A 24,722-nucleotide genomic window follows, 5' to 3' on the forward strand; every position below is an offset into this window, starting at 1 on the left:
ACATGATTGCAAAGAATTCGTCTATGGGACGGAAGAAACGCTATTACGGGCATGGATCTCTTCAAAAAGTGAATGGGCTGTTCACAATCATGCATTTCGCTCTCCTCAGGAACGTGCCCAAGTTAGGCTATATACCTCTATCGTATAACCATAATCTGAACCTATTTGTTGAATGATCTCAGCGCATGCACGAATGGTACTGCCCGTTGTATAAATATCATCAACAATAATAATCCGAACAGGACGATTTAGAGGTACCTCCCGTTTCATCAAATCCGCAAACTGTGTTGTTACTGCCGGATTCTCCGCAAAAGCGTGCTTCATATCCGCTAGTCGTTCCGCCCGGCTCTTAAAGCTTTGCTTTCCCATATGATGTGTACGGATTAGCAGTGGAAGCTGTTGAACCTTTCTACGTCTAGACAGCACATCCGCCAATCTTTCTGCTTGATTAAACCCCCGCTCCATAAGCCGGGAATCACTGACAGGCACTGGCACTAACAAATCAGCAGACCAAGAGCGATGGATGATGGATGGTTCTCGGGATAAAAGAGTGCTCTGCTTCTCTTTTTTTAGGGTTAGATAGGCTCTATCCAGCATAAGGCCAAGTAAAAGGGCATATCGTTCATTTCCGCGATATTTATACTGACCTAGCCATTCTCGCATATCACTATTGTAAGCAACTGCACTCCTGTTACAAATAATCGGTGATGGTTCGGTGCTGCGGGTACAGTCAGGACAGCCCACATGCCGACCACATTTCAAGCAACGGGGGGAACGTATCCATGGAATAGATTCTGCGCAAATCCTGCAAACTCCAGGAAATGGTGAGGATCCAGAGATGCGCTTGCCGCAGGTTAAACATGGAGATGCCGAGGGGGAGAAGAGTGACTGAGCTTTGGTTAACCATGAGAACATAGCACTCATGTCGACGTCTCCTTACTAATAAATCCTTTGCTACGAGCGATTTTGTTCATAGTACGGATCTGAGAGATCGCTCCGCGCTGAGATCGGGTCCACTGTGGAGAGGCGAATACAACACGCCCAGCAGGATCATCTTTAGATCGCCCGGCACGTCCCGCCATCTGAACCAATGAGGCTTCGTCAAAAAGATCACTGTCTGCATCTAAAATAAATACATCGCTGCGTGGTACTGTAACTCCACGTTCCAGGATAGTAGTCGTTACTAACAAGGAAACAGCGCGGTTACGAAAAGCAATTACTTTTTCTGCCCGGGATGAATCTTTGGAGGAAGTCCCCTCGATAACTACGCCGGGAAAGCTCCGGCGAAGCAGAGCCAGCAACCCGTCAATATGAGCGATACGAGAAACAAAACAAAAGATTTGCGCCTTGCGCTCGAGTGACTTACGAAGCGTATGTACGAGAGATCTAGGTAAATTTCCACGCTTTAGGCATGTTTGAACGGATGTCATAGTCAAATGCTGCGGTACAGGCAAGGGATGACCATGGAAGCGAACAGGTACTCTGGCATGTGGAAGTCTACCTGAGCGTACCAACCGCTGCATTTCTTGTGGTGGTGTGGCTGATAAGTAGATAAAAGAGCCATCTACCTTACAGGCTTGTTCGGCAGCATAAGCCAACATAGGATCATTGTGATAGGGGTACGCATCCAGCTCATCAATGATTACGAGATCAAAGCCTCGATGGAAGCGCAGCAGCTGATGGGTGGTCGCGAGCGTCAAGCGACCACTCACCCAGCGTTCTGTGCTGCCGCCGTAAAGCACGGCGATAGTCTCCGCCGGGAAAGCTTTGGCGAGCCGCGGAGCGAGCTCAAGTACGACGTCGCGTCGCGGCGTCGCTACGAGCGCCCGCCCACCGGCGGCGAGCACGGCCTCTAGGAGCGGGAAGATCATCTCCGTCTTCCCGGCTCCCGTCACCGCCCAGAGCAGGAACCGCTCTGGGCACGAATTGGCGGAGCGCTCACGCCGCTCCGCCAGAAAACCCAGCGCAGCGCCAGCGGCTCCCGCCTGCGCTGGGCTAAGCCCCCACCGGCCTGCGGCCGCGGTGGGGTCAAGGGCGGCCGTGCACCGCACGGCCGAAAGCGCTGCACTGCGCAGCAGCAGCGCACAAGCCCGGCTGCGCCCAAGTGCGAGGCAGGCCTCGCAATAGGCGCAGCCCATAAGGCCGCACGCGGCGCATGCCGTGCGGCCGGTGGGGGCGCTGCCGCAGCGCAGGCAGCGCGAAACGGCGCGGCGGGCGACAGCGCCGCGCCACCACACGTGCGGCAGGCTAGCCGCCGCACGCGCCAGAGCGCCAGCACCCGCAGGGAGCTGGCGGGCCCACGCCCCAAGCGTAGCCGGGGCGTGACTACCAACGGCGGCGGCAAACGTAAGCCGCCCCTGCAAATGCGCCAGTTGTGCCGCCTGGCGCCAACGACCCATCAGCTTCGGCAATCCTTCTGCCAGCAGCGCTTCTATTTCCGGCTGCAGTAAAGAGCGGCCGGCCACCGCCCACGATAGTTGTTCTGCTTCCGATTCAAGTAAAGCATAATCGAGATCATTTCCTCCGCAATAATTTCCTCCTTCATTGTTCTTCTTATCCTCTTCAATAAAAATCTTTCTTAGTTCAGAAACCCGCCATAGCGATACCCCATCATTAGGCCACGCTTCCTTTCCCATTCCTCCCGCTTCCCTTTCCTCCCTCAACTCAGGCTCAAGAACAGTGCTTACGTATTGACCCCATTCCTTAGCCCCCCAGTTCCTCATTCCATCTCTTGGTTTAAAATAATCGCGCAGCTTCACCGCCCATCCCAGTGGCAGCGCAGGAGATAATAAAACCAGCTTGTCCTCCGTTATTAAGCCCCTACCTTGACTCTCTGATCCAGCCCCAGACCACCACCATACATCTACTGTAAGATCTATAGAAATCCAAACACTCCAGATCCCTCTACATTCCAAGGCATACACACCCACTCGCATAAAAACCGCCTCCTTAACTCTTAACTCTCACCATTAGTCGCTTTTGCCCACTCCACTTTCCCTGCCTCAAACGCAAAAAGCACACTCCTCCATTTCTTGGAGAGTGTGCTTCACCCGTTACTCACATATTCACTTAAAATCTGTCGCGCTTTGATTCGCATCCCCTACTTCCTGCCATCCCCATAAAGGGCAACGAAACAGATTGCCCTGACAACCGCAAGTCTACCACAATCCCTTGTTGCTGAAGCTCTTCTTCACTCATCTGAAAAGTGTACGTAGATGTTGCAAGATCGATAGAGCAGCCACTATCAGCCAGCCTGGAAACAATTCCAAGGGTTCCATCGCTCGAGCCATCATCCATGAACGTTACTCGAAATCGTTTTCCGGTTAAAAATGCTTGAAATGTCAGCGCCCGAATGTACCATTCCACAACAGATGCATGATTGCGAGTAATCAAAATATAATGAATCCATTTCACGGACTGCGGTGTCTGCCGCACCTTCTGCCGATTATGCAGCATATGAATAATCACTGCAGCGGATACATAAACAGCCGCAATCCATATCAACTGGGCTACCATGGAGATGCACCTCCTCTGTATACCAACACTATATGCCGGCTTTAAAAGGTCGGTGACTGCCCAGCGTTCCTATCAAGCATATACGCCTTCGGCGTCCTTGGAAGGACGGTAAGCGTTTAAGCGAGAAATATAAGACATAAAGTATGGTGTGAAACTTATACTTTCTTATATTTCAGAGGAACAAGCTGTGCTCTCCTTGATTTCATTCCTATATGTACCGTAAATCTGTAAATTTTTTTATAAAGTTACCCAACCATACTTGATCGAGTTGATTACTGCTTGGGTACGATCATCCACTTCCATTTTTTGCAAAATACTGCTAACATGGTTTTTGACCGTTTTTTCACTAATAAACAAATACTCACCGATCATTTTGTTACTCTTACCTTCCGCCATCAACCGCAGTACTTCTGCTTCACGACGTGTTAGAGGATTGTTGTCACCGGCCACAAACTTAACACCGGCTTCCTTCACTACCGTATCTGCAGCTACGCCAGTCTCATTAAGGTAAGTCATGCGCCGCAATTGATTGATTAGCTTTCCGGTAACCTTTGGATGAATAAAAGCGTGACCCTCACAGACCGAACGGATCGCATTAATAAGGGACTCGGCCTCCATATCCTTCAATAAGTAACCATTAGCGCCCTTACGAAGGGTTTCAAACACATAACTCTCATCATCATGAATCGATAAAATAATTACCTTAACCTCCGGGAACATTTCCCGCAGTTTTTGAGTGGCCTCCACGCCATTCTCAATAGGCATATTAATATCCATTAGTACGATGTCTGGTTTAGTTCCGTTACAGAACTCTAATACCTGGATACCGTCACCACATTCACCGATGACTTCGATATCCTCCTCCATGTTCAAAATACGTTTCAGCCCTTCACGAAAAAGCTGATGATCATCCGCCAAAAGAACTTTAATGGGCGTTTTAGTAGAGTTTAAGTTCTCCATCACATTACTCCTTCCCTTTCTCCACGTTCGTCGGAATGTGGATCACGATTGTTGTCCCCTGATTCTCGGCTGATATGATTTCCATTCTGCCTTCAAGCAGCTCTACACGTTCCCGCATACCTACTAGCCCGAAGCTTTCACGATTGCCCTGCGGATTTTTTAATTTCTGCACATTAAAACCTAATCCATTATCCTTAATCACAATCTTAATTAACTGCGCTTGGTAAGTAATCTCTACCAATACGAAACTCGGGTAGGCATGTTTAGCAGCATTAGACAAAGCTTCCTGGACCAATCGGTATACCGCTGCCTCCATGGCTGAAGATAGTCGATGTTCCTGACCTCTGGTTTCCAAGGTCGTCCTCAGCTTCGTCTTCTCCTCAAAATCATGCACATATTTCCGCAAAGTCGGAATCAATCCCAAATCATCGAGAGCCATCGGTCGTAAATTAAAGATGACCTTACGCATTTCTTCCAGGCTGTATCGAACCTGTCCTTTCAAATCTATTACTTCGTCCTGCACTAACCCAAATTCCTGCTTTACCAGCATTCTTTCTACAATTTCCGTCCTAAGGACTAGATTCGCCAGCATTTGAGCAGGACCATCATGAATTTCCCGGGCAATTCTCTTCCGTTCTTCCTCTTGAGCCAGGATTATCTTGAGTCCTATCATCTGTCTGTTCTTGGCAGATTCGACAATTCTCGTCACCTGACCTAGTTCTCCCGACAAATATTCGAGCACTACGCTCATTTGCGAACCAATTGACTCTGCACGTTCTACAGAATTTTCGACACTGCGCACTCGCATTTGTAATTCATCACGTCTTGATCGAAGATAAACCTCTCGCTCACGCGTCATCATGAGTTCGAGCTGTAGCTCCGTAGCCTTCTCATAGGCAATACGGATATCCTTCTCGGAGTAGCGGACAAAGTCCCGGCTGACCTCTGTCAGCCGGATTCTGGAGCGATGATACTGCAGCTCCAGCTTGTCTACTTTTTTCAATGTCTCATCCGTTTCGTCCATGACCCGCTGCAGTTCTTTGTTGAGTGCAGCAAGTTCATCACGCGCAACCTGCAATATTTCAAAAATCTGATACTTGCTGCTCTCCATCACGTCGATGGTATTTTTAATGACGCGATCAATCGCATCGGTTTGAAATTCCACGGATGCTTGCCCCTTTTCTATCGAATCGTTTTAAAGGTTTTCCTTTATATTAACATATCACGATTCGATAGTTACGGTCTTCGTTTTCTGTTCCCATTTTACAGTTAATCCTAGCTGTTCAGAAACTAGTCTTAACGGTACTAAAGTCCTACCTTGTAAAATGATTGGTGCTACTTCAGCACTCTGACGTTTACCGTTCAGCAGATATTCCTTTTTATTTACGGTAAGATCCAGTGCCTTGGCTCCGCGTAATACCATGATCTTCTTATTCACCTGATCCCAAGTAGCGCTGCCTCCGAAAGCATCAAGGACATACCGAATTGGCACATAAGTACTGCCGTCTTTAACAATTGGGGCTACATCAATAGCTTTCTTTGTTCCGTTTACGGTCATTGCTTTCGAGCCAATGCTCATGGAAGCCGTACCTTTCGGTAAGCCTGCATCACTAGAAAGCGATGGCATTGTAAACTTAATATTATCAACGGCAACTGTACCCGTCTTCGCCCGTTCATCTTGGCCTTCCTCTACGTTGACTACATAGAGTCTCTTCAGCGTTGCTGGGAATTTAATGCCTGAGCCTGACAAGTCAATGTTAATGTTCTTCCAACCATTCCAATCGATGATCTTCGCAAGATCCACATAAGCTGTAGCTCCACTGTTGTCTACAAATTCAGCACGCAGCCAATTCAAGCTCATATCGCCCATCACATCAACCGACATCGAAGTTGCAAGCGCTGGAACTGTTTTTCCGCTTGTACCATTAAGCTGAGCATAAGCGTACATTTTGCCGCTGCCAGCCGTCATATCATAACTGAGTGACAGCACCTTGGACCCTACTCTTTCAGCCGTTCCATCCACTATTGTTGCAGTACCCTGTACCGCTGGAACATTGGTAGTAAAGTCGATTGGATAGCTTACCTTCTCGAAATCTTCCCATGTTGTAGCTGCTGCTGTTGATAATACAACCACTGCACTAAATCCATCATAACGGGCAATAGCATAACCTGTAGTAACCCCTGCATCCACAGCGTTTACAGTAAGCTTGCCATCTTTCACGGCTCCCTTAAAGCCTACAAACTCCCACTTCAGTGCTGAATCCGGAACATTGATAGTTGTTCCACTCTTCGTTGCCGCTGTAACAGGGACAGACACAGTATTACCGGCTGTCAGTGGCGCTGTAGCTGTTCCTACACTCATACTGGATAGATCATTACCACCTAGAACTGTAACAGTTGTAGAGGCGCTTGCGGCACCGCTTTTAGCCGTTAAGGTAACGGTACCTGGCTTCACTGCCGTTACTTCACCTGCACTTACAGTCGCGCTTCCGCCGCTTGATACCCAAGTAGGATTACCTGCTGCTACATCAATAGGGTTGTAGTAAGTGTCATAACCTTTTAAAGAATACGTTGCCTTTTGTCCAACCAGCAGTGCGGAACTTCCGCTAATTTTGATTCCTTTCACTTCACCTTGCGGTGCGTTAGTGTAGACACCAAGCCCGTTAACGATGCTACGCTGCTCTGTGCCATACTCTGTATTAAAAGTGAGTGTAGTAGAGGTTTCACCGAGGGGCCGGTCTACCATCGTTGTAGAGCCGCCTCCATCGAGATTAAGACCTTTCCAGACTCCGATATTGGTCATAAATGATTGCAATTCGGTTAAAGACATCCCTGAACTATTACCATTTTTCTCAGCAGCTATGATATATACATAACGTCCGTCTTGAGAATATCCTAAAGCTGTGCGTGCACGATAGCCTCCAATGCTGCTAGTAGAACGAGAGAACGTTGCTGCTTTTCCGTTATTTACTAGAATCGTATGTCCGCCGATCATGGTTTGCAGATTCGCAGGGTCTAGCGATTGCTGTGTAGTCTTAGATTTCAGGGAATACACACTTGTTACAGGTTGTCCTACCGTCAAATGGGCAGTAACATATCGTGCGGCTAAGCCATGTGCCCGCAAAATATAAGCTCCCTTTGGAACCGCCGTAGGGAGTGCAGCATTTTCTGAAATTTGAGTAACTACACCATTCTCAACAAGTACCTCTGTTGGAGTGGTAGAGCTATTTTTAGGGCGGTCGAGTGCAGTCCATACATCTGTGTAGATATACATAGCATTAGCATGACTATAAGTCGAGCTTCCGCCTTCAGGGCTATAAGCACCTTTATTGATACCGGAGATCTCAAACTGTGCGCCATCTGGCGCGGTTACCATCCCCTCAAAACTGTACTCGTCAATAATAGGTTTGCGGTCTTTTGTCACTGCAAAGGCATACATTCCATCCAATTGTGAAGGGGTAGACACCAGTACTCCACCTGATACTTGTCCACCAATAGGAGCACCCTCTCCACCGGTATTAAAATAATCGCCATTTACTGCCGCCACGGCTCCAGTTTCCTTGGCCATTCCGCCTGTACTTTGCCGAGTAGTCAGGTTTCCACCTTTTCCAGTCATCACATCTAAAGAAACGTATGGATTGTTAAGATCTATACGAATGACATCCGCAAGCCCAGAAGCACTCGCCCCAGAACGTGTAGTAGTATATTTATATTTCATCATAATGGCGCCCGAAGTAATCACTTCTTCTCCCAGCTTACTTACTTTAAAAGGAGCTGTGGCTGCAGCTGCAATTGGTGCAGACCCCTGACCAAACAGCATCATACCTTCACTGCCGATTACCGGCATAATCCATAACACACCAGCCAATGAAGCAGCAATCCACTTTTTAGTGGAAGATAATCTTATTCCCCGTGCAACCTCGCTACTCTTCTTCTCCAAAACTTCATTCATTTCAACGTAACTCTCCCATCTCTTTTGTACTCTATCAGTCCGTATCAGTGTCTGGAAACTGGTTCCTATTTTTCTAGTACTCTTTTAATAGACTGAAAATAAGCCAAAAAGTTGCGAAGTTGAGAGATTTCAAGCTTTATAGAGTCAAAAATGTCATTATTAAACGACAAAAAAAGCCCGGTATATTTACCGGACTTTACCAATTGTTTCGTTGTTTATGAGAGTTGCTTACAAGTAATCTGCCTGTTTCAACATCCGCTGCAGCATCACGGCAGCTTGAGCACGTGTGGCATTTCCTTGGGGCTGGAATTCACTTGTTGTCATGCCCAGAATAATGCCAGATTGCACTGCCTTTGCGACGAACTCAGCGCTTTGATTCTGAATCTTCGACTTATCCTTGAATTTTGCAAGTGTTGAGGCAGAAGTGCCGCTTAGCGTAATCGGATGATTGGTATATTCCATCGCACGAATCATCATAATCGCCATCTGTTCACGTGTTATATTATCATTCGGACGGAAGGTCCCATCCGTATTCCCTGTAATAATACCGGCTTTAGCCGCTGCGCCAATATAGTCTCCAGTTTGTGTGGAAGGCTGCACATCCCGGAAGCGTTGCGCGGTCTCACGATCTCCTAGCAGACCAAGACCACGACTAAGCATAATAGCAAACTCAGCTCGGGTGATTTTTTTCTCCGGATTAAACGTACTACCGTAGCTGCTATCAATAATATTCTTAGCGCTAAGTTCAGCAACAACTGCATTACTCCAATGCTTACCCATATCCGTGAAGGCTCTGGTGGATAAGAAAGTCCCTAATATCTGATTACCAGCGGTACGAGCACGAATAACCGTATAGTTACCAACCGTACTGACTTTTGTAGGCAGATAAGCCGCATCGTAATAGGAAAGGTCTAACCTGGCCGCAGATGTCTGCGCACTATTTAATGAAGAAGTAGTACGTACGGTATATTCTCCTGGTACTGTCAGTGCCTTGGCATTCGCATAATTATCACTAATTATCGCAGTCACCCGGACATCCATAAGACTAGTAATGGTTCGCATCCCCATCGTTTGTAGCTTTTGCTCAAAAGGTGTAAATGTGCCTGCTGGAACTTTATCCAAGCGGAACACGAGCGAAATATTTTTACTGTCCGAGATCAAGCTACTCGCAAGTCCGTTCATATCAATATCATTGAGTCCCACACTAAATAGGTTATCTCCATGTCGAATCATAAACTTTGTATTTTTATTACGGTTCACCGCGTCGAGCAATGGTTTTAGCGGAACCGTCACAAAAGCTGCTTGTTCCGTGGAAGGAACCTCAAAAGCTAATACATCATTATTCATCTTATACAGATATTCATAACTGGCAGCTATTCGCTCTGCGTTTAAAGTATATCTTTTTACCGATTGATTATATACAGAACGATCATCCACAATTTGCGAGGAATCGCTCTTTAATAGTGCATACTCTTTTCCAAATTCACTCGTTACAAGTGTTCCTAGATAGGATGGACGATTTCCAGATCCAGTGGTCACTCCGGTTAGATTCTGAACAGATAATGCTGAGAATGAGGATAGTGTATTCCCACTCAAATCCTTAATCGTACCGGTACCAGACATATAGGACAGGTCCACTGTTTGACCGGTCTTTACAACCGAGGATAACGTTATTTTTAGAATATTGCCTGAGATATAGTAGGATTGCACTCCCAAGCTGCTGCCATCTGCTCTAACTCCAAACTGATTCGCGTAAAGGGAACCGGATGCCTGCATATTCTTTGCAAAAGTAACGGTTAACTCGTCACCTGAAACGGTCGCTGAATTAATCTCCGGTATAGTAGTGCCGCTGTTTTCTGAGATGGATACAGGCTGCAGGTTAATATACGCCGCTCGGTTTCCATTCAAATCGCTCACCCCTGCAGAGCCCGGCACATAAGATACAGTCACATTCTGATTCACCGTCAGCGCTGTCTGAAGTGTCAAAGTAACCTGAGTGCCGCTGACCGATACATTAGTTACATAATTAGGCGTGCTGCCCACTAAAACAGAGAATTGGCTATTCAGTGGGAGATTGGTTGTAGACAAGCCTTCATTATAATTCAAAATGATTTTAGTCCCGCCTCCGGTAGCACTTTGAAACACTGGCGCAATCGTATCATTACTGTTACGGATATTGAAATCAGTAAAGTCCGCAATATTTTGTCCATAAGAATTTAGCAAAGGATACGAACCTGCATAGTAGGACACCCGAACGTTCTGTCCATTCGATGCTTCACTGCCCAATGTTAAATATACTGTATTGCCACTGGAACTGATCGAGTTGACCCCAAGTGAGCTTCCATCTGCTGTCACTAGGAACTGGTTATGAGCGTAATAGGAAACCGATTTTAGTGTGTCGTTAAAATTTAATACTACAGATCTCCCTGTGATTCGCCCGTCTTTAGGTGTCGGCATGGAGGACTCAATGGAGTTCGTGATCTGTTTAGAGCTAAAAGTGCTCGCTGCATTTCCGCTTGGATCCTGAATCGTCCGCAGTCCGCCAGTATAGCTGACCTTTACAATCTGCCCAACAGCTACTCCTGTACTCAGCACCAGATAAGCGCTGTCTCCCTGAATATAAACACTTTCAATCGCTCGATTCTCGTCGTTCACCGTAACTCCAAAGCTTGAGGTTAACAGCGCTATGGATGAATTGAGAGACTCATTATATTTCAGACGAATGGTTCGGTTGTTCTCAAGCTGTGCAGATGTGAGCTGTGGAGCAGTTTTGTCCAGAGACAAGGTCTTGAAGCTCCATGAATTTTTACCGCTTAATCCGTCATATAGAACGTTAGCATCACTTGCGTCTACAAAAGCCCCTTTAGCGATATCAATGTAATAAGTTGAATCACTATCTAACGCTACAGAAGGTGTGATTATAAATTCTTTAGCTGTAGTGGTACTCCGAGTAACGTTAACCTGCACCTGAGATCCTCCGCTTTTATATAGAGCCACACCATTGGCCACTGCACTGTTGTAATTCACATCCCGATTAAACGCAATCGAAAAGGATCTGTTGTTAGCAATAGATTCACTTCGATCAGATGGATTCAAAGCACTTAGACCAAGTCCAGTCAAAGATACCGTTGTGAAGGTCCAAGTGTACGGGCCCGAGGCAGGAAATACATTTCCATCTTGATCATAAAAAGCACCTTGGGGGATGGTAACTGTATATTGCGTGCCGTTTAGCAGAGGTGAGGCTGATGACGCTGGATTCAATGTTATGGTTCTGCTGCTTCCTCCTGTAACGGCTGGGGAGTTCACATCGAGCCATCTTGTTCTAGCATCGTTAGCTGCCCCTGGGGACACCGTAATTACACCCGATGCAGGCATCATAGGACGGTCAAAAGTGAGCTGTAGCGCTCCTGTGGTAGATATACCGCCTGCACCGTTAGCTGGTGATGGAGTCATTGGAATTTCAGCTACACCTTTCGTAGAGAAACTCCATACATTTCCGCTAGAAATCCCAGCAAACGTTCGATTATCAACATCCTTAAAAGCATAGGCATCAATAAGAACATAGTAATTTCCTCCGGCTGCCAATGCTTTCTCCAACGTTAATTTAACTGTAGTAGAGTTAGCATCAGTCAGAACGTTAACTCTAGTGTTATCATCCTTTATTCTGAACTCTTGCACGGTTGTATTATCTGCTGAGGACAGGATTCGGATAGAGCCCCCACCCTTTAACAGCTGCTTATTTAGTGTCAGACTAAGTTCCTTTAAACTCCCGGCATCTACTCTTGCATTACTAGCCGGTGAAAAGTTGCCTGCCGTGATCGCTGTATTACTCTCAGGAGCGGTGGTAAATGCCCATGAAGTAAGTCCTGATTCGTTCCCCTCATTATCTTTGAATAATCCTTTGGGAATTGTGACCGTGTATGCCTTATTCGGAATAAATCGTTGATTTGGCCCTAACTTAAGCTCATATTCTTTTGAACTACCAATTAAGCCATAGCTACCAATAGGAATCGTCACAAAAGGTGTACTATCACCCTGACCTGTAATCGTAATTTCTCCAGCCTGGGGATTCACTTGACGATCAAAGCTTAATTTAAGAGATGACCCAATATTTACAAAGGTTGCTCCAGGTGCTGGCGACACACTAATGCCAAATTCCGCTGCAGCATGTACTGCCGATATTCCAATTCCGATAGAAGGATACCCTGCTCCAAGTACCAGTTCTCCCGCTAGGAAAAGTGCCGTCCATATTGAAATTTTTCTTTTCATGCTGTGATAGACTCCTCTCAAACCATACTAACGTCTTTATGTATACTCTTATATTTCGGTTAAAGGGCTTACAAAGTTTAGTAGTCTACTTCTCTATGAATAGAATCAATAGCGATTACTATCCATTCCATAAAAATAGCCCGTAAGCCGACACTAAGTGCCAGCTTACGGGCTTAAATGATTATAAGAACGTATGATTAACTTCTACAGTCCAGCCTGACCTCTTAGTAATTCTGCTTTATCTACGCGTTCCCATGGAAGATCTACATCTGTACGTCCAAAATGGCCGTATGCTGCTGTCTGTCTATAAATCGGTTTACGCAAATCAAGCATGGAAATAATGCCTGCAGGGCGAAGATCAAAGTTGTTGCTGATCAGTTGAACCATCTTTTCCTCACTGATTTTACCTGTTCCGTATGTATCCACATTAATCGAGACAGGAGTAGCCACACCAATGGCATAAGCAAGCTGGATCTCACATTTATCAGCTAGACCTGCAGCTACAAGATTCTTCGCCACATAACGAGCTGCATAAGCCGCAGAGCGGTCCACTTTAGTTGGATCCTTACCAGAGAATGCGCCACCGCCATGACGGGCATATCCGCCATACGTATCAACGATAATCTTCCGTCCAGTCAGACCGGCATCCCCTTGAGGACCACCAATAACAAAACGTCCAGTTGGGTTAATAAAATACTTAGTTTCAGCATCGAGTAGTTCCGCAGGAACAACCGGCATAATTACATGCTCTTTAATATCTGCCTGAATTTGTTCAAGAGAAATTTCTTCCGCATGCTGTGTAGATACTACGATAGCATCCACGCGTACAGGCTTCTCATCTTGATATTCAATCGTAACTTGTGTCTTTCCGTCAGGACGCAGATATTCCAAAGTTCCGTTCTTACGAACCTCAGACAAGCGACGAGCAATACGGTGAGATAAAGCGATCGGTAGCGGCATCAGTTCTGGTGTTTCATTCGTAGCAAAACCGAACATTAAGCCTTGATCACCCGCACCAATATTTGCTGTTTCTTCAGCCAATTGTGCTGGATCACGGTGCTCGAGAGCAGAGTTTACACCTTGAGCAATATCAGCCGACTGTTCATTCAGCGAGCTCAAAACTGCACAGGTATTATAATCAAAACCATATTTTGCACGTGTATATCCAATTTCTTTAATGGTATTGCGTACGATGGCAGGAATATCTACATACTCAGATTTGGTACTGATTTCCCCGATCACCAAAACAAGACCAGTTGCTACTGCTACTTCGCAGGCTACACGTGCATTTGGATCATTAGCTAAAAATGCATCGAGTACCGCATCGGAAATCTGGTCACAGATTTTATCCGGATGCCCTTCCGTCACGGACTCGGAAGTAAACAAATGACGCCCTTTAATAGACAAGTATAACAACCTCCCTTATGGTTAGTCTGACACTGTATAAGGAGTTCCTTAATAATCACAGGCCAAATTATAAAAAACTATAAAACTAAGAAACTCAGGAGCCTGTTCTTTTTATGAAGGATGATTGCAGTATTTCATGTTTATATTCACTAAACTCTTCAAAAAAATGAACCTTTCCCATATGGAAAAGGTCTAAGGCTTTCCTCAAAAGTCATATTATCTTATTTGGGAGGTGGTGTCAATTACTCCGAAGCCCCTCCATCACAGTATAAATATTGATTCCACGGTATTAAATAGAAATATCAGATAGGAATAATAAGAATTATTTCACCCTGATATTTTTAAAGAAGAGACTGTTCAGCTTGCTTAATGAGTCTCTTCGTGATTTCTCCGCCAACAGAGCCATTATCTCTTGAGCTAAGATGTCCAAGATACTGGCTACGGCCAGAACCATTACCTCCGATTGCTCCTAATTCAGATGCAAACTCTGTGTCTGCTCCGCCTCCATAATGCGCTCCATATAAACCAAATTCAGCTGCAATTTCATATTGCATTTGCTTTAGCATTGCCCGACTTTCCGGTACCACTGTACGATTGTTACGTGCCATGTTACAGCACCTCCTGTGAATTTGTAAGATTACAGGAATATTGTGCGTCCAACATCTACTCTTCAATCGCGCCAATGATTTGTAACTTTGGAAATCAGTTTGAAGGTATGATCAAGTACTTTTAAGGGCATTATGAATATATGATTACAAATTATTTCAGTGTATAACCACCGCGAACCATGACAACAAGGCCAAGGGTTTGTCCTGCTTGGACAGTAATACCACGACCATCGCGAGGGAAGGATAATAAATGGTTAGATGGCGCAGCTACTCCATTGGCAAGATCTTTACCATCTGTTAAATCAGCAACACCATTTGCATCCTGAGAGTAGATAACCGCTTTACCCGCACGAACGATAAATTCAGCGCCTGCGGAAGCAATTAAGGTTTGTCCTGGTTTTACATCGACAATTACGGATTCATTACTGCTAGTAGTCGGGTTTGTTGTAGCTGTTGGAGCTGAGCTAGGACTCGGAGTAGCTGTAGCTACTGGAGCTGTACCTGTACCACCTGTAAGTGCTTTCTGAATTTGCTGATCTACATAGCTTTTGGTAACCACTGGATCATCTGCTGTGCCAGGCTGTGAACCAACACCTGCACCTTCAGCAGTAACATTCAACAGTGATCCTGCCCATAGACCACCAGCCAGCAATACAGCAGCTGTTGTTATTTTCCATACCGATTTCAATGAAGTTCCTCCTCATGAGTGGGGATAAATGCCTATAAAAAAAGAATAGCCTCCGAAGAGGCTATTCTTGCTTCGAAAGGAAGCTTATTATCTTACAGTTTGTTTGTTACCTTTAACAATTGTAAGTTTATCTTTGTCGGCAGATTTAGCATTTGCCTTAACTTCAACAGTAAGGGAATCAAGAGTGTTCAAATCAGTGATGTCTTTACCGTCAACGTTGAGTTGCAACAATACTTTACCTTCTTCGCTACCAGAACCAACAGTCGCTTTTACTACTACAGGTGTTTTATTTGGATCAGATCCATTCAATCCTGCAACGACTTCAAAGTCTGAAGGATCAACACTTGTAATTTTATTTGAGAATGTCAATGTCAGGTATGCAGCATTACTGTTAATAGCTGCTTCAGTCAACTTAGGAGCAGTTGTGTTCTTAAGCTCATGAACTACCGAAGCCGAAGAAGTGTTTTCCATTCCGTTACCAGCTGCATCAGAGATACCAACAACTTTGAATGTGTAATCTTTAGTTTCTGTAATTCCGCCTACTGGAATGAATACTTTCACTTCAGCAGAAGTTGGTTTAGTAGTAGTACCTACAACCTTAGTTGGATCAATAACTGCGTAAGAACCAGAAGGTAGCGCAGCACCGTTCAGGACATAGCTGCTAGAATCACGAAGCGAAGCTACATTCAAACCAATGTTATCAGTAGCTGTTACTGTAAATTGGTGGTAACCAGCTTCTGAAGAAGCAGCTGTATAAACTACAGAAGTAACAGTAGGTCTCTTGTCATCGTTGGTATTGATTTTTTCAGCTGTAAGAGCAACTGTTGCTGCGTCGGAAGCATTAGCTGTTCTTGCTTTATCCTTCACCAATCCAGCAGTTAGGCGAACAGTGTAGTCTCCACTCAAAGTAGTGCTAGTCTTAACAGTTACTTTCGCACCTTTTACAGTCATGTCAGCTTGAGTAATTGGCGAACCAACAACAGTACCTGTGGATTCATCAATGATGCTAACGGAACCAGTTGCAAGTACAACATCTTCACTGAAAGTCAGTACAAGACCACTAGAACCGTAAGTAGCAGATACTACAGTTGGAGCAGTAGTGTCTTTAACAAAAGTAACTGCTTGAGTCACAGTGGCTCCAAGTGTGTTACCCAGTGTATCACGAACAGATGCTGCGAATGACAGTGTACCAGTGAAAGTTCCGGATGCTGGGAACGCGAAGCTACTAGGCACTTGCAATTTAATTGTGTCGCCATCATCAGTTGTAACAACATTCATGTTACCAACTTTATCGCCGTCAGCTTTCAACAAGGAAACATTACCCTTGAAGGATGCAGCGTTAACTTTTTTGTTGAATTTAACTTTTACATAGTTGTCACTCTCAGGAGTAACACTAACGATCGTTGGAGCAGCTGTATCAGCAACTACAGTTACACTTGTTTTAAGTGTGCTTGCAACGTTGCCAGCAAAGTCAGTAACTTTGTTAAGTACTACATCATTAGCTGTACCAGTTTTCAGTGCAGTATTTGTAGTCAATTTAAATGTATCAGCGGATTCCTTCGATACAGCTACAGAAACACCGTTAATAGTAGCAGTAAAGCTATATTGTTTTACAGGCTCACTGAATTGTACGAATACTTCTTTAGTAGATTCTTTAGCTACGGCATTAATAGCCTTAACTGTAGGAGCTACTGTATCAGCAACTGTCAACAATGTAGTGTAAGTAGCAACTTTAGTTCCAGCTGATGTCAGAACGCTGTCACTTACTACTACTGTGTATTGACCCTTCAAGTAGTCAGTATCAACTTTGTCAAGAGTGATTGTCAACTCGGTGCCAGCTTCATTCAAGCTTGCAGCTGAACCAACAACAGTTACTGTAGTTCCGCTAACAGGCACTACCTTAACAGTGTCAGCAAGCAATTTGCCATCTTCAATCACAGAATCAGCACTAATTACACGGTTGAATTTAACAACCACTTGTTTAGCGTTTGGAGCTTCTACGGACAGAACCTTAGGAGCTGCCAAAGTTACTTTAGTAGTGTAGTCATGATTGTTGTGTTTGAAGGAAATTGAAGTTTCAACGCCTTCTACAAGTGCAGTAGTCAAAGTTACAGTAGTAGTAGTTTTGTCAGAGAAAGTTACAACTACGCTAGTTGGGCTTACTGCTTCAGCAGAAGCTACAGTAGGAGCTGCTTTCAATTGATCAACTGCATAAGCTGTTTCAACTACCAAAGAACGGCTAGCGTTAGCTTTGAAGTTAGTGTCTTTAGCAATCAGACCAGCATCGATTACCGCTTGAGCATAACCTTTAGCCCATGCAGATGCACTGTTGTCAGATGTTGCTGGAGTTTCAAGTTTCAAAGCGCGGAACAATACAGCCGCTACTTCTTCAACTGTTACTTTACCATTGTAGTCGAAGATACCTTTAACAGTATCTTTACCTTGCATCAAGTTAGCTGCAGTAACAGCTTCGATGTAAGGAACTGCCCAGTTCTTAGCGTTGTAACCTTTGTCTTTGTAAGACAATTTGTTAGTTACTTCAGTAAGATCGAACAATTTAGTAACGATCTTCGCGAATTCAGCGCGAGTAAGATCTTTTTCAAGGTGAGCTTGACCATCTGGGTACCCATTGAGAATACCTTTTGCTGCCAAAGCGTCAAATTTTTGTTGCGGAGTTGCTGCTGCGTCACCAAACGCTACAGAGGCAAACATCGAGAATGCCATTGCTGTAGATAATGCTACGGATAAAATTTTCTTCATAACCTTTTTTTCTCCTCCTTGGACGTTCATAAACTGAGATTTTTCTTTAGTTGAGTAGCTCGTGTCACTCATTAGCCGATGCACCCCCTTTCCAGAGTTGAGCAAATTAAGTATAAATAATGTCTGTGACGGGTATCACAGAAACTGGTAAACAATGATCAGGACATGACAATACTAGATTCCTAATTATACCTAAGTATTATACAATGTGCCTCAAGTCACGTAAAGCTAATTTTTCCATTTTGTTAAATTCGCTTTACCACCGGTTAATTTCAACTGCCTGTGTAAATGACTCTACACCTTAAACGCAGAAGATTTGGAAAAGTTGCGGTTTCTCAAAAAAAACTTTTCTTTTTTTGTTTCCCGGTACAATCCCAATAGAAGATACATATGTATGTTCTACTAACTATTGTTAATCTTGGGTTGCCACGGAAATTAGTATACCATAGTCGTTTTCAAAACGTCATTATGCAATATTTACTAAGTATCATTAACACTAGTGCCATTTATTTAAACATTCCTACAAAATTTGAGTATAAAGGGTCATAAAGATCTGATTTCTCACATTCACCATAGGTTGTTTATATGGCAGCTCCCCTTCTGACCTACAGCTCATAAAGCTATAACCTAAAAACCTTCGCTTATAGGTTCGATTAAACATGTTCTTTTTTCGGTTCGCCTCCTGGTTCAATGCTTTGATGATTCGTAAGCTGATAGCTACTACTTACCGTCACCATCCGGAGATCCGCTTTATAGATAGTATCATGCTGAACGCAACAAAAAAGCGCCGTTGTCGGCGCTTGCTTCTATTACAGTAGGGTCTAACGAATCTTCATAGATAACTGGATCAATTCCTGACGCTTTTCAGGACTTGAGTTTACATTGTCGTACATTGCATCAATAGCTGCGCGATTCTCGCGGTAGCTCTTTTCATGCTTAATCGTAGTATGAGACCATTCGATAAGGGCATTCTCAGCCACAACAAGCTCGTTGTATGAATCATGGAATCCTGTAGCCTGCACAAGCTCCTCCATGACCTCTTGTGTAATTTCCTGTAGTGCCCGTTTAGCCGCGATTTCCTTCTCCAACACTTTTGCTCTATTCTCAAACATATTCTTGGCTTTCATGTAATCCAACTGTGCTTTTGCTAAAATCGGTTTCATGGTTGGCTTTCACCTTTCAGAAAATAATATTTTCTACGTTATTGTAACGTAAATCTAAGAAGAATACAAAATATATGTCTTTGGTAATTGCTCTCATTACATTAAAACACCGGTCTGCGAATATTTTTTCGCAGGCCGGTGAACATTTTATTTGCTTTAGTTAAAGTTCTTCGGGAAGATGCTTGTACTCTTTTGCAAAAGTGCAACTGTAATCTTTCCAGCCTCCGCTCTAGTCAATTTACCCTTTGGATTAAAGTTATATACAGGTTTCTTCTGTCCTGTAACCGTCACGGCGCTTCCTTCCATAATCTTAGCTTTAGACACAGCCTCAATGGCAGGGCGTGAATAGAAATCCATATTACTTGTATCAACAAACGATTTACTTAAGGTTGCCAAGAGTTTATTGTCATTCAAAGACATCTTCAACTTCAGCGCCCTAGCGATCATTACTGCCGCTTGTTCACGTGTTAAAGCTTGGTCAGGTCCAAAGAAGCCATCACTTAGTCCTGTAACAATACCCGCCCTAGCAGCAGTCTCAATATGTTTGAAATCCCAGGTAGCCGAAACCGCTTGTGGGACAATATCGAAGAATGTTTGCTTATTGGCATCATAGTTTAAAGGAATACTCAGAGATTTCACCAGTAATGTAGCGAATTCGCCACGTGTTGTTAAATCATCTGCGCCAAATGCATCTGCACGAAGATTAGTCATGAACCCTTTCGAATACAATCCATTCATAATATTTCTACCCCATGGGTGATTTGTAATATCAACAAAACCACGACGTAGCTTCATAACAGTGTAATAACCAAACTCATCAAATGGAACTGTGATGGTGTGCTTCTTCGTATCAACTTCTCCACCTATGTTTTCCCATTTCCCAGCATCGGTATAGCGGAATACTGTTATTGTCGACCCCACTTCATCCACAATACTGGAGTTAAAAGTAAGCGTCAATTCACCGCGTTGAGAAGGTACAATTTTACGAGTTTGACTGTACTGCGTAAAATACCCCGTCTTCCCGCTAGCGTCCACAAAATGCGGAGTAACGCCATTGGTTTCAATATTAACACCATCTTCTCCTAGACCACCACTGAGCCAGTAGATATCAGATACTCTTGAAAAATTATTTGTAGAGACGGTTGATGTAAAGCGCAAAGCGAGATCCTGCGGGATCACAAGTTGGCCTCCCCCACCTTCTGTTCTTTCATCGCTACCAGTGACGTTAATTATATTCCCGTAATCATTCTTTCGTTCAACGACACCGTCAGCGGGGTCAGCAATACCAAACAATAATTTTGTATTAGGATAATATTTCGCAGCACCAGAGCTCGTAAATCCCTTCATAATAGTCCCTTTAGGGAAATTCAATTCCAGAGCTTTATTGAAAACACTATACTTCGTAGCTACCTTCTCTGCCATATACTGTGTATCGATCTGTACCGCACTGGCATAATAGACATCTATAGTATCGCTAATTGTAGAGTTAGCACGTACGATTTGTATCTTAATTGGCGTGGATTTGTCTGCCTTCAAACCTACATAATCATAGGTAAAACGATCTGAATTCGGAAAATCCGTACGTTTTTTGGCTTCATCCTTACCAATTATTACTTTGGTAGCGCCTTCTGCCTCAATATCAAAACGAACAAAGTTCTTGTTAACAACAATTTGTTTACCTACCGTTGGTACAGGTGAGAGAAGACGATATGGAGCTACTTCACGTACTACCTCAAGACGCTGTGTAGTTCTTGCCCCAGTCTTATTAATAAGCTCAAGGGTATAAACTTGACTTCCTGGAGCATCAAATTTAATGTCACGTAATCGTAAGATAAAGTTCTTAGCGCTTCCGATGTACTCATAGTACAGGCCATTTGCAGCCAACTCATCAGGGTAACGTTTTGGCCCAATAGGTTCCTGTTCAATGTCTGTAAGCAGCTTATCTTGACCCGTCGAAGAAAAGACCAACGTAGAACCTTGATACAGATTCAGCGTCGTAGCACCGCTACCTTGTAGCACCAAGTCGAATTTATCTTTGCTCGTTGTATATTTTTCATCCTTATATACAATTTCTGCTGGCAATGCCAGAATGGCATTACGCTCAACTTCATTAGAAAGCGTTGTTCTTGTAAAAGGTAGACGATTATCTCCCAAAGTAGGGTGGAATTGTTTTATACCAGAAGTATTGGTATCAATAATATAAATCTTCAATTCTTTTTTAATAATCCGCTGATTCCCAGCATTATCTAGTGAGACTCCTGTGAATACGATTTTATTCTCACCATACACAAGAGGCCCTGTCTGACTGATTTTTAAGTCGAAATTGAAATCTGGTTTTGTCATTGATACTTCAAACTTAGGTTTTTCAGGTAATGATTGACTATCAATACCATTAATCTGCACTTGTGCGTTTGTGATATTCTCAAATCCAATATATTCGCCGGCTACAGTTAGTCTATTATTGGCACTTGAATCGAATTCGTAGGTTTGTCCGTCCTGCAGATTACTTACATAAATATAGTTTTTAGATACATATGAAATATCAGCATTATAATAAGACTCCGATCCTGTATATCTGAACTGTACTTTCTGCTGACCGTTAGAAAAACCTTTAATTTTATAAACGTATTCGTTTGTACCAGTAACCGCCTCAGGAACAGGAGTTATACTTAACGGTTTATTACTCAAAGGTAAATAGTTAGCAGTTAAAACAGCTGAAGTTGATTTATTTGTTTTAGCCAAAATATAAAAGGTATCACTTTCCAACTGTTGACCATTTAGAGGTAGTTTCGAAATATTTGTAAGAGCACCTGAGCCTGTATATCCAGGAAGATAATACATTTCCGTTATGACAGTCTCATCTTTTAAAAATTTATAAGAATAGATATGAGAACTACTGTGGGTGCCATAATCAACGGATAGCTTAAAGTCATTTACACCTGGGAGAATATCTAGATTTGTGTTAGTCGTAAATTTAACCAATTTGTACGTTGGAGTAACGCCATCAGGACCAGGAATAGTTAATTCCTCATCCACGCTTTTTATCGTAACAACTTTTTCAGTACTGGTAGTACCTTTGTTAAGAGTTAGTACAGCACTTGTTTTGAATGGAGCTACATTGTAAGGCACCAATATTTGTCCTGTAAAACCTGCAACACTAGGTGTCAGGTCAGCAGTTAATGTCGGTACTTTGTCATTTAGAATATTATAGTCGACTGAATTATGATTGATGTTCAAAGAAGCAAACGGTTGATCCTTATCAAAGAAATAAACCGATCTGTCAATGGTTATTGAATCCGAAGCATTTTGAATTACGATTTTAAGAGTACTTAATCCCGGATTCAAATTCAAAGCAGGTGTAAAAAATGTTCCGTCTTCCAATAAGGAGGTTTGCAGAGCTGTTCCGCCATTCACGGAGACACTAACTTTCGTTGCATTCGCTACTTTACCTTGGAGAGTAACTGTAGATACCGGCACAACTACTTGCGTTCCTTCATTTAAATTAAGTGCAGAAGGTCCACCCAATACTTTTAATTCGGTTACGTAAGGAACTTGATCATAAAGCACATAGAAAGATTCTGAGCGTTGGAGATTACCTTGCATACCAGAGAAAGTAATCTTATTAAAGCCTGTATACAAAACAAGACCAGACGCTACGAAGCGATTGTCCGGACTATTGTTATCTGTTGTAACTGTTCCCGTAGTCAATCGAGTCGAATCCGTTACCCATTTTTTAGATGAGCTATCCTGAGTCAACTGCTCAACAGTAACCTTCATTGTAGATGAAGTTACCTGTGAGTAAGTCCCTGTAATCGAAAAGGTAGGATTACTTATTTTGTAGACACTAGAACGACTAATTAACCCCTCTGGGTTTTGATTATCTGTTGTTGGCACAACGTCCTGCTTCAACAAAACAGTATTACGTAATGTGAGATCATCCGGACTGAAGAAAGTCGTAGAGCTCGTGGTAGCCGCTGCCGCTATCGGCGTGTATTTACCTGGGAACATAGAAACGATCAAAGCCGCCAGCATCAGCCAAACGAACGGTCTCTTAAAGCGTTGCATGTGTTATATCTCTCCTTTGAGTATAAGTTCTCGTAAACCTTCACTTTGTTCTTTATCGGTCATAAGTAGCGATATTTTTAGGGAAAATAACAAAAAACTCATCCGAAATCGGATGAGTTTTGTTAAGTTTAGAAAATTTTAGAATAATTGCTTAGTCGTTTAAGACTTAGAGCCTCTTTCCGGATCAGCCTTCATGCGCATTCTTAAAAAGAAATCAATCAGTGGACGTTTAGTCTTACCAATCAAACCTGTGATTTCAGCACCGATCTGCAAGAAGAAGAGCATGATGCAGATAACCACGAATGTAACCCAGTTTGCTTCATAAAGAGCTGCGGATGATTGAATAACAGCTAAAATACCGAAAAATGCAGCAATACCATAAATAATGAGTACAGTCTGGCGGTGGCTAAAGCCAAGCTCGCGTAGACAGTGATGCAAGTGACCTTTATCTGGTGCAAAGATTGGTTTCTTCTGCAGCTTACGGCGCACGATCGCAAAGAACGTGTCCGACAAAGGTACACCGATAATAAGCAAAGGTGTAATAAACGAAACTACAGCGATCTGTTTAAATCCTAACAAAGCAAGTAATGCCAAGCAAAAGCCTAAGAACAGCGAACCCGTATCTCCCATGAAAATCTTAGCAGGATGGAAGTTAAAGAACAGGAACCCGATGATGCTACCCAGAAGCAACAGACACAGCATTGCCACCATGGTGTTTCCCATCACAAAAGCCATTGCCGCAATCGTAGCAATTGCAATTCCTGATACACCAGCCGCAAGCCCGTCCAGCCCGTCGATCAGATTAACGGCATTGGTAACACCGACAATCCAGAAAATCGTAAGCGGGATAGCAATCCAACTCTCCAGTGAGGAATACGTATTGTTAAATGGAATATTCACAAAATCTACAGTAATACCAAAGCCGAAAACAACGATACAGGCTGCGATAATTTGGCCCAGTAGCTTCACTTTTGCTGATAATTCGAACCGGTCATCAAGTGCCCCGATAAGTACAATCAGTCCGCCACCACATAGCAGCGCTTTGATGAAGTTGACCTCCCGCGGAGTGAACTCGTATGGAATAATCGGCAATACGGCAAGCAGGCCTAACACAAACGCTAGAAAAATAGCTAATCCGCCAAGGCGGGGCATAATTTTCGTGTGCACTTTACGAGCATTCGGCACATCTGTTGCACCAATCTTGATGGCGAATTTCTTCACCAAAGGTGTGAGGCCAAGTGCGAGTCCCATGCATACGATAAATCCAGCGATGTATATGATTAACATTTGATCAGTCGACCCCCATTTCTCTACCGCATTGAATTATACGCTGT

Annotated in this window: 14 protein-coding genes; all 14 read right to left on the reverse strand. The window is 43.7% G+C overall.

All coding sequences use genetic code 11. The features are described from left to right. Positions 1–105: 105 nt before the first annotated feature. A complete protein-coding gene (locus MHB64_RS28530; RefSeq protein WP_341135882.1) occupies positions 106–663 on the reverse strand; it encodes a ComF family protein in 558 nt (185 codons plus the stop codon). Positions 664–920: 257 nt separating this feature from the next. After that, positions 921–2,936, reverse strand: coding sequence for a DEAD/DEAH box helicase (locus tag MHB64_RS33960; RefSeq protein WP_445671624.1), 2,016 nt, complete (start codon positions 2,934–2,936; stop codon positions 921–923). A 133-nt stretch (positions 2,937–3,069) separates the two neighbouring features. Then, on the reverse strand, positions 3,070–3,516 hold the full coding sequence (locus tag MHB64_RS28545; protein ID WP_094877530.1) for a glycosyltransferase family A protein: 447 nt from the start codon (positions 3,514–3,516) through the stop codon (positions 3,070–3,072). A 237-nt stretch (positions 3,517–3,753) separates the two neighbouring features. Then, positions 3,754–4,476 (reverse strand): response regulator, encoded by a 723-nt coding sequence (locus MHB64_RS28550; RefSeq protein WP_042131342.1) that lies wholly within the window; start codon positions 4,474–4,476, stop codon positions 3,754–3,756. Positions 4,477–4,480: 4 nt separating this feature from the next. Then, on the reverse strand, positions 4,481–5,641 hold the full coding sequence (locus MHB64_RS28555; protein WP_042192427.1) for a sensor histidine kinase: 1,161 nt from the start codon (positions 5,639–5,641) through the stop codon (positions 4,481–4,483). 57 nt (positions 5,642–5,698) lie between these two features. Beyond that, positions 5,699–8,428, reverse strand: coding sequence for a stalk domain-containing protein (locus tag MHB64_RS28560; RefSeq protein WP_094878371.1), 2,730 nt, complete (start codon positions 8,426–8,428; stop codon positions 5,699–5,701). A 228-nt stretch (positions 8,429–8,656) separates the two neighbouring features. Then, positions 8,657–12,697: an Ig-like domain-containing protein gene (locus MHB64_RS28565; protein WP_341135885.1), complete on the reverse strand. Its 4,041-nt coding sequence runs from the start codon at positions 12,695–12,697 to the stop codon at positions 8,657–8,659. Between the two features lie 204 nt (positions 12,698–12,901). After that, positions 12,902–14,104, reverse strand: coding sequence for a methionine adenosyltransferase (gene metK, locus MHB64_RS28570; RefSeq protein ID WP_042192431.1), 1,203 nt, complete (start codon positions 14,102–14,104; stop codon positions 12,902–12,904). Positions 14,105–14,445: 341 nt separating this feature from the next. Continuing rightward, entirely contained in the window at positions 14,446–14,712 is a 267-nt protein-coding gene (locus MHB64_RS28575; protein ID WP_341135886.1) for an alpha/beta-type small acid-soluble spore protein, read from the reverse strand. A gap of 151 nt (positions 14,713–14,863) precedes the next feature. Then, a complete protein-coding gene (locus tag MHB64_RS28580) occupies positions 14,864–15,400 on the reverse strand; it encodes a hypothetical protein (protein ID WP_341135887.1) in 537 nt (178 codons plus the stop codon). Between the two features lie 87 nt (positions 15,401–15,487). Next, on the reverse strand, positions 15,488–18,160 hold the full coding sequence (locus MHB64_RS28585; RefSeq protein WP_341135888.1) for an Ig-like domain-containing protein: 2,673 nt from the start codon (positions 18,158–18,160) through the stop codon (positions 15,488–15,490). An 821-nt stretch (positions 18,161–18,981) separates the two neighbouring features. After that, positions 18,982–19,323, reverse strand: coding sequence for a hypothetical protein (locus MHB64_RS28590; protein ID WP_042131350.1), 342 nt, complete (start codon positions 19,321–19,323; stop codon positions 18,982–18,984). Positions 19,324–19,479: 156 nt separating this feature from the next. Continuing rightward, the gene (locus MHB64_RS28595; protein ID WP_341135889.1) at positions 19,480–23,388 is read right to left on the reverse strand and encodes an S-layer homology domain-containing protein; all 3,909 of its coding nucleotides are present in this window, start codon (positions 23,386–23,388) and stop codon (positions 19,480–19,482) included. A 159-nt stretch (positions 23,389–23,547) separates the two neighbouring features. Beyond that, on the reverse strand, positions 23,548–24,675 hold the full coding sequence (locus MHB64_RS28600) for a glycosyltransferase family 4 protein (RefSeq protein ID WP_042131352.1): 1,128 nt from the start codon (positions 24,673–24,675) through the stop codon (positions 23,548–23,550). Positions 24,676–24,722 lie beyond the last annotated feature (47 nt).

The sequence above is a fragment of the Paenibacillus sp. FSL K6-2859 genome, from assembly GCF_038008265.1.
Lineage (GTDB): Bacteria > Bacillota > Bacilli > Paenibacillales > Paenibacillaceae > Paenibacillus_AQ > Paenibacillus_AQ nitricinens.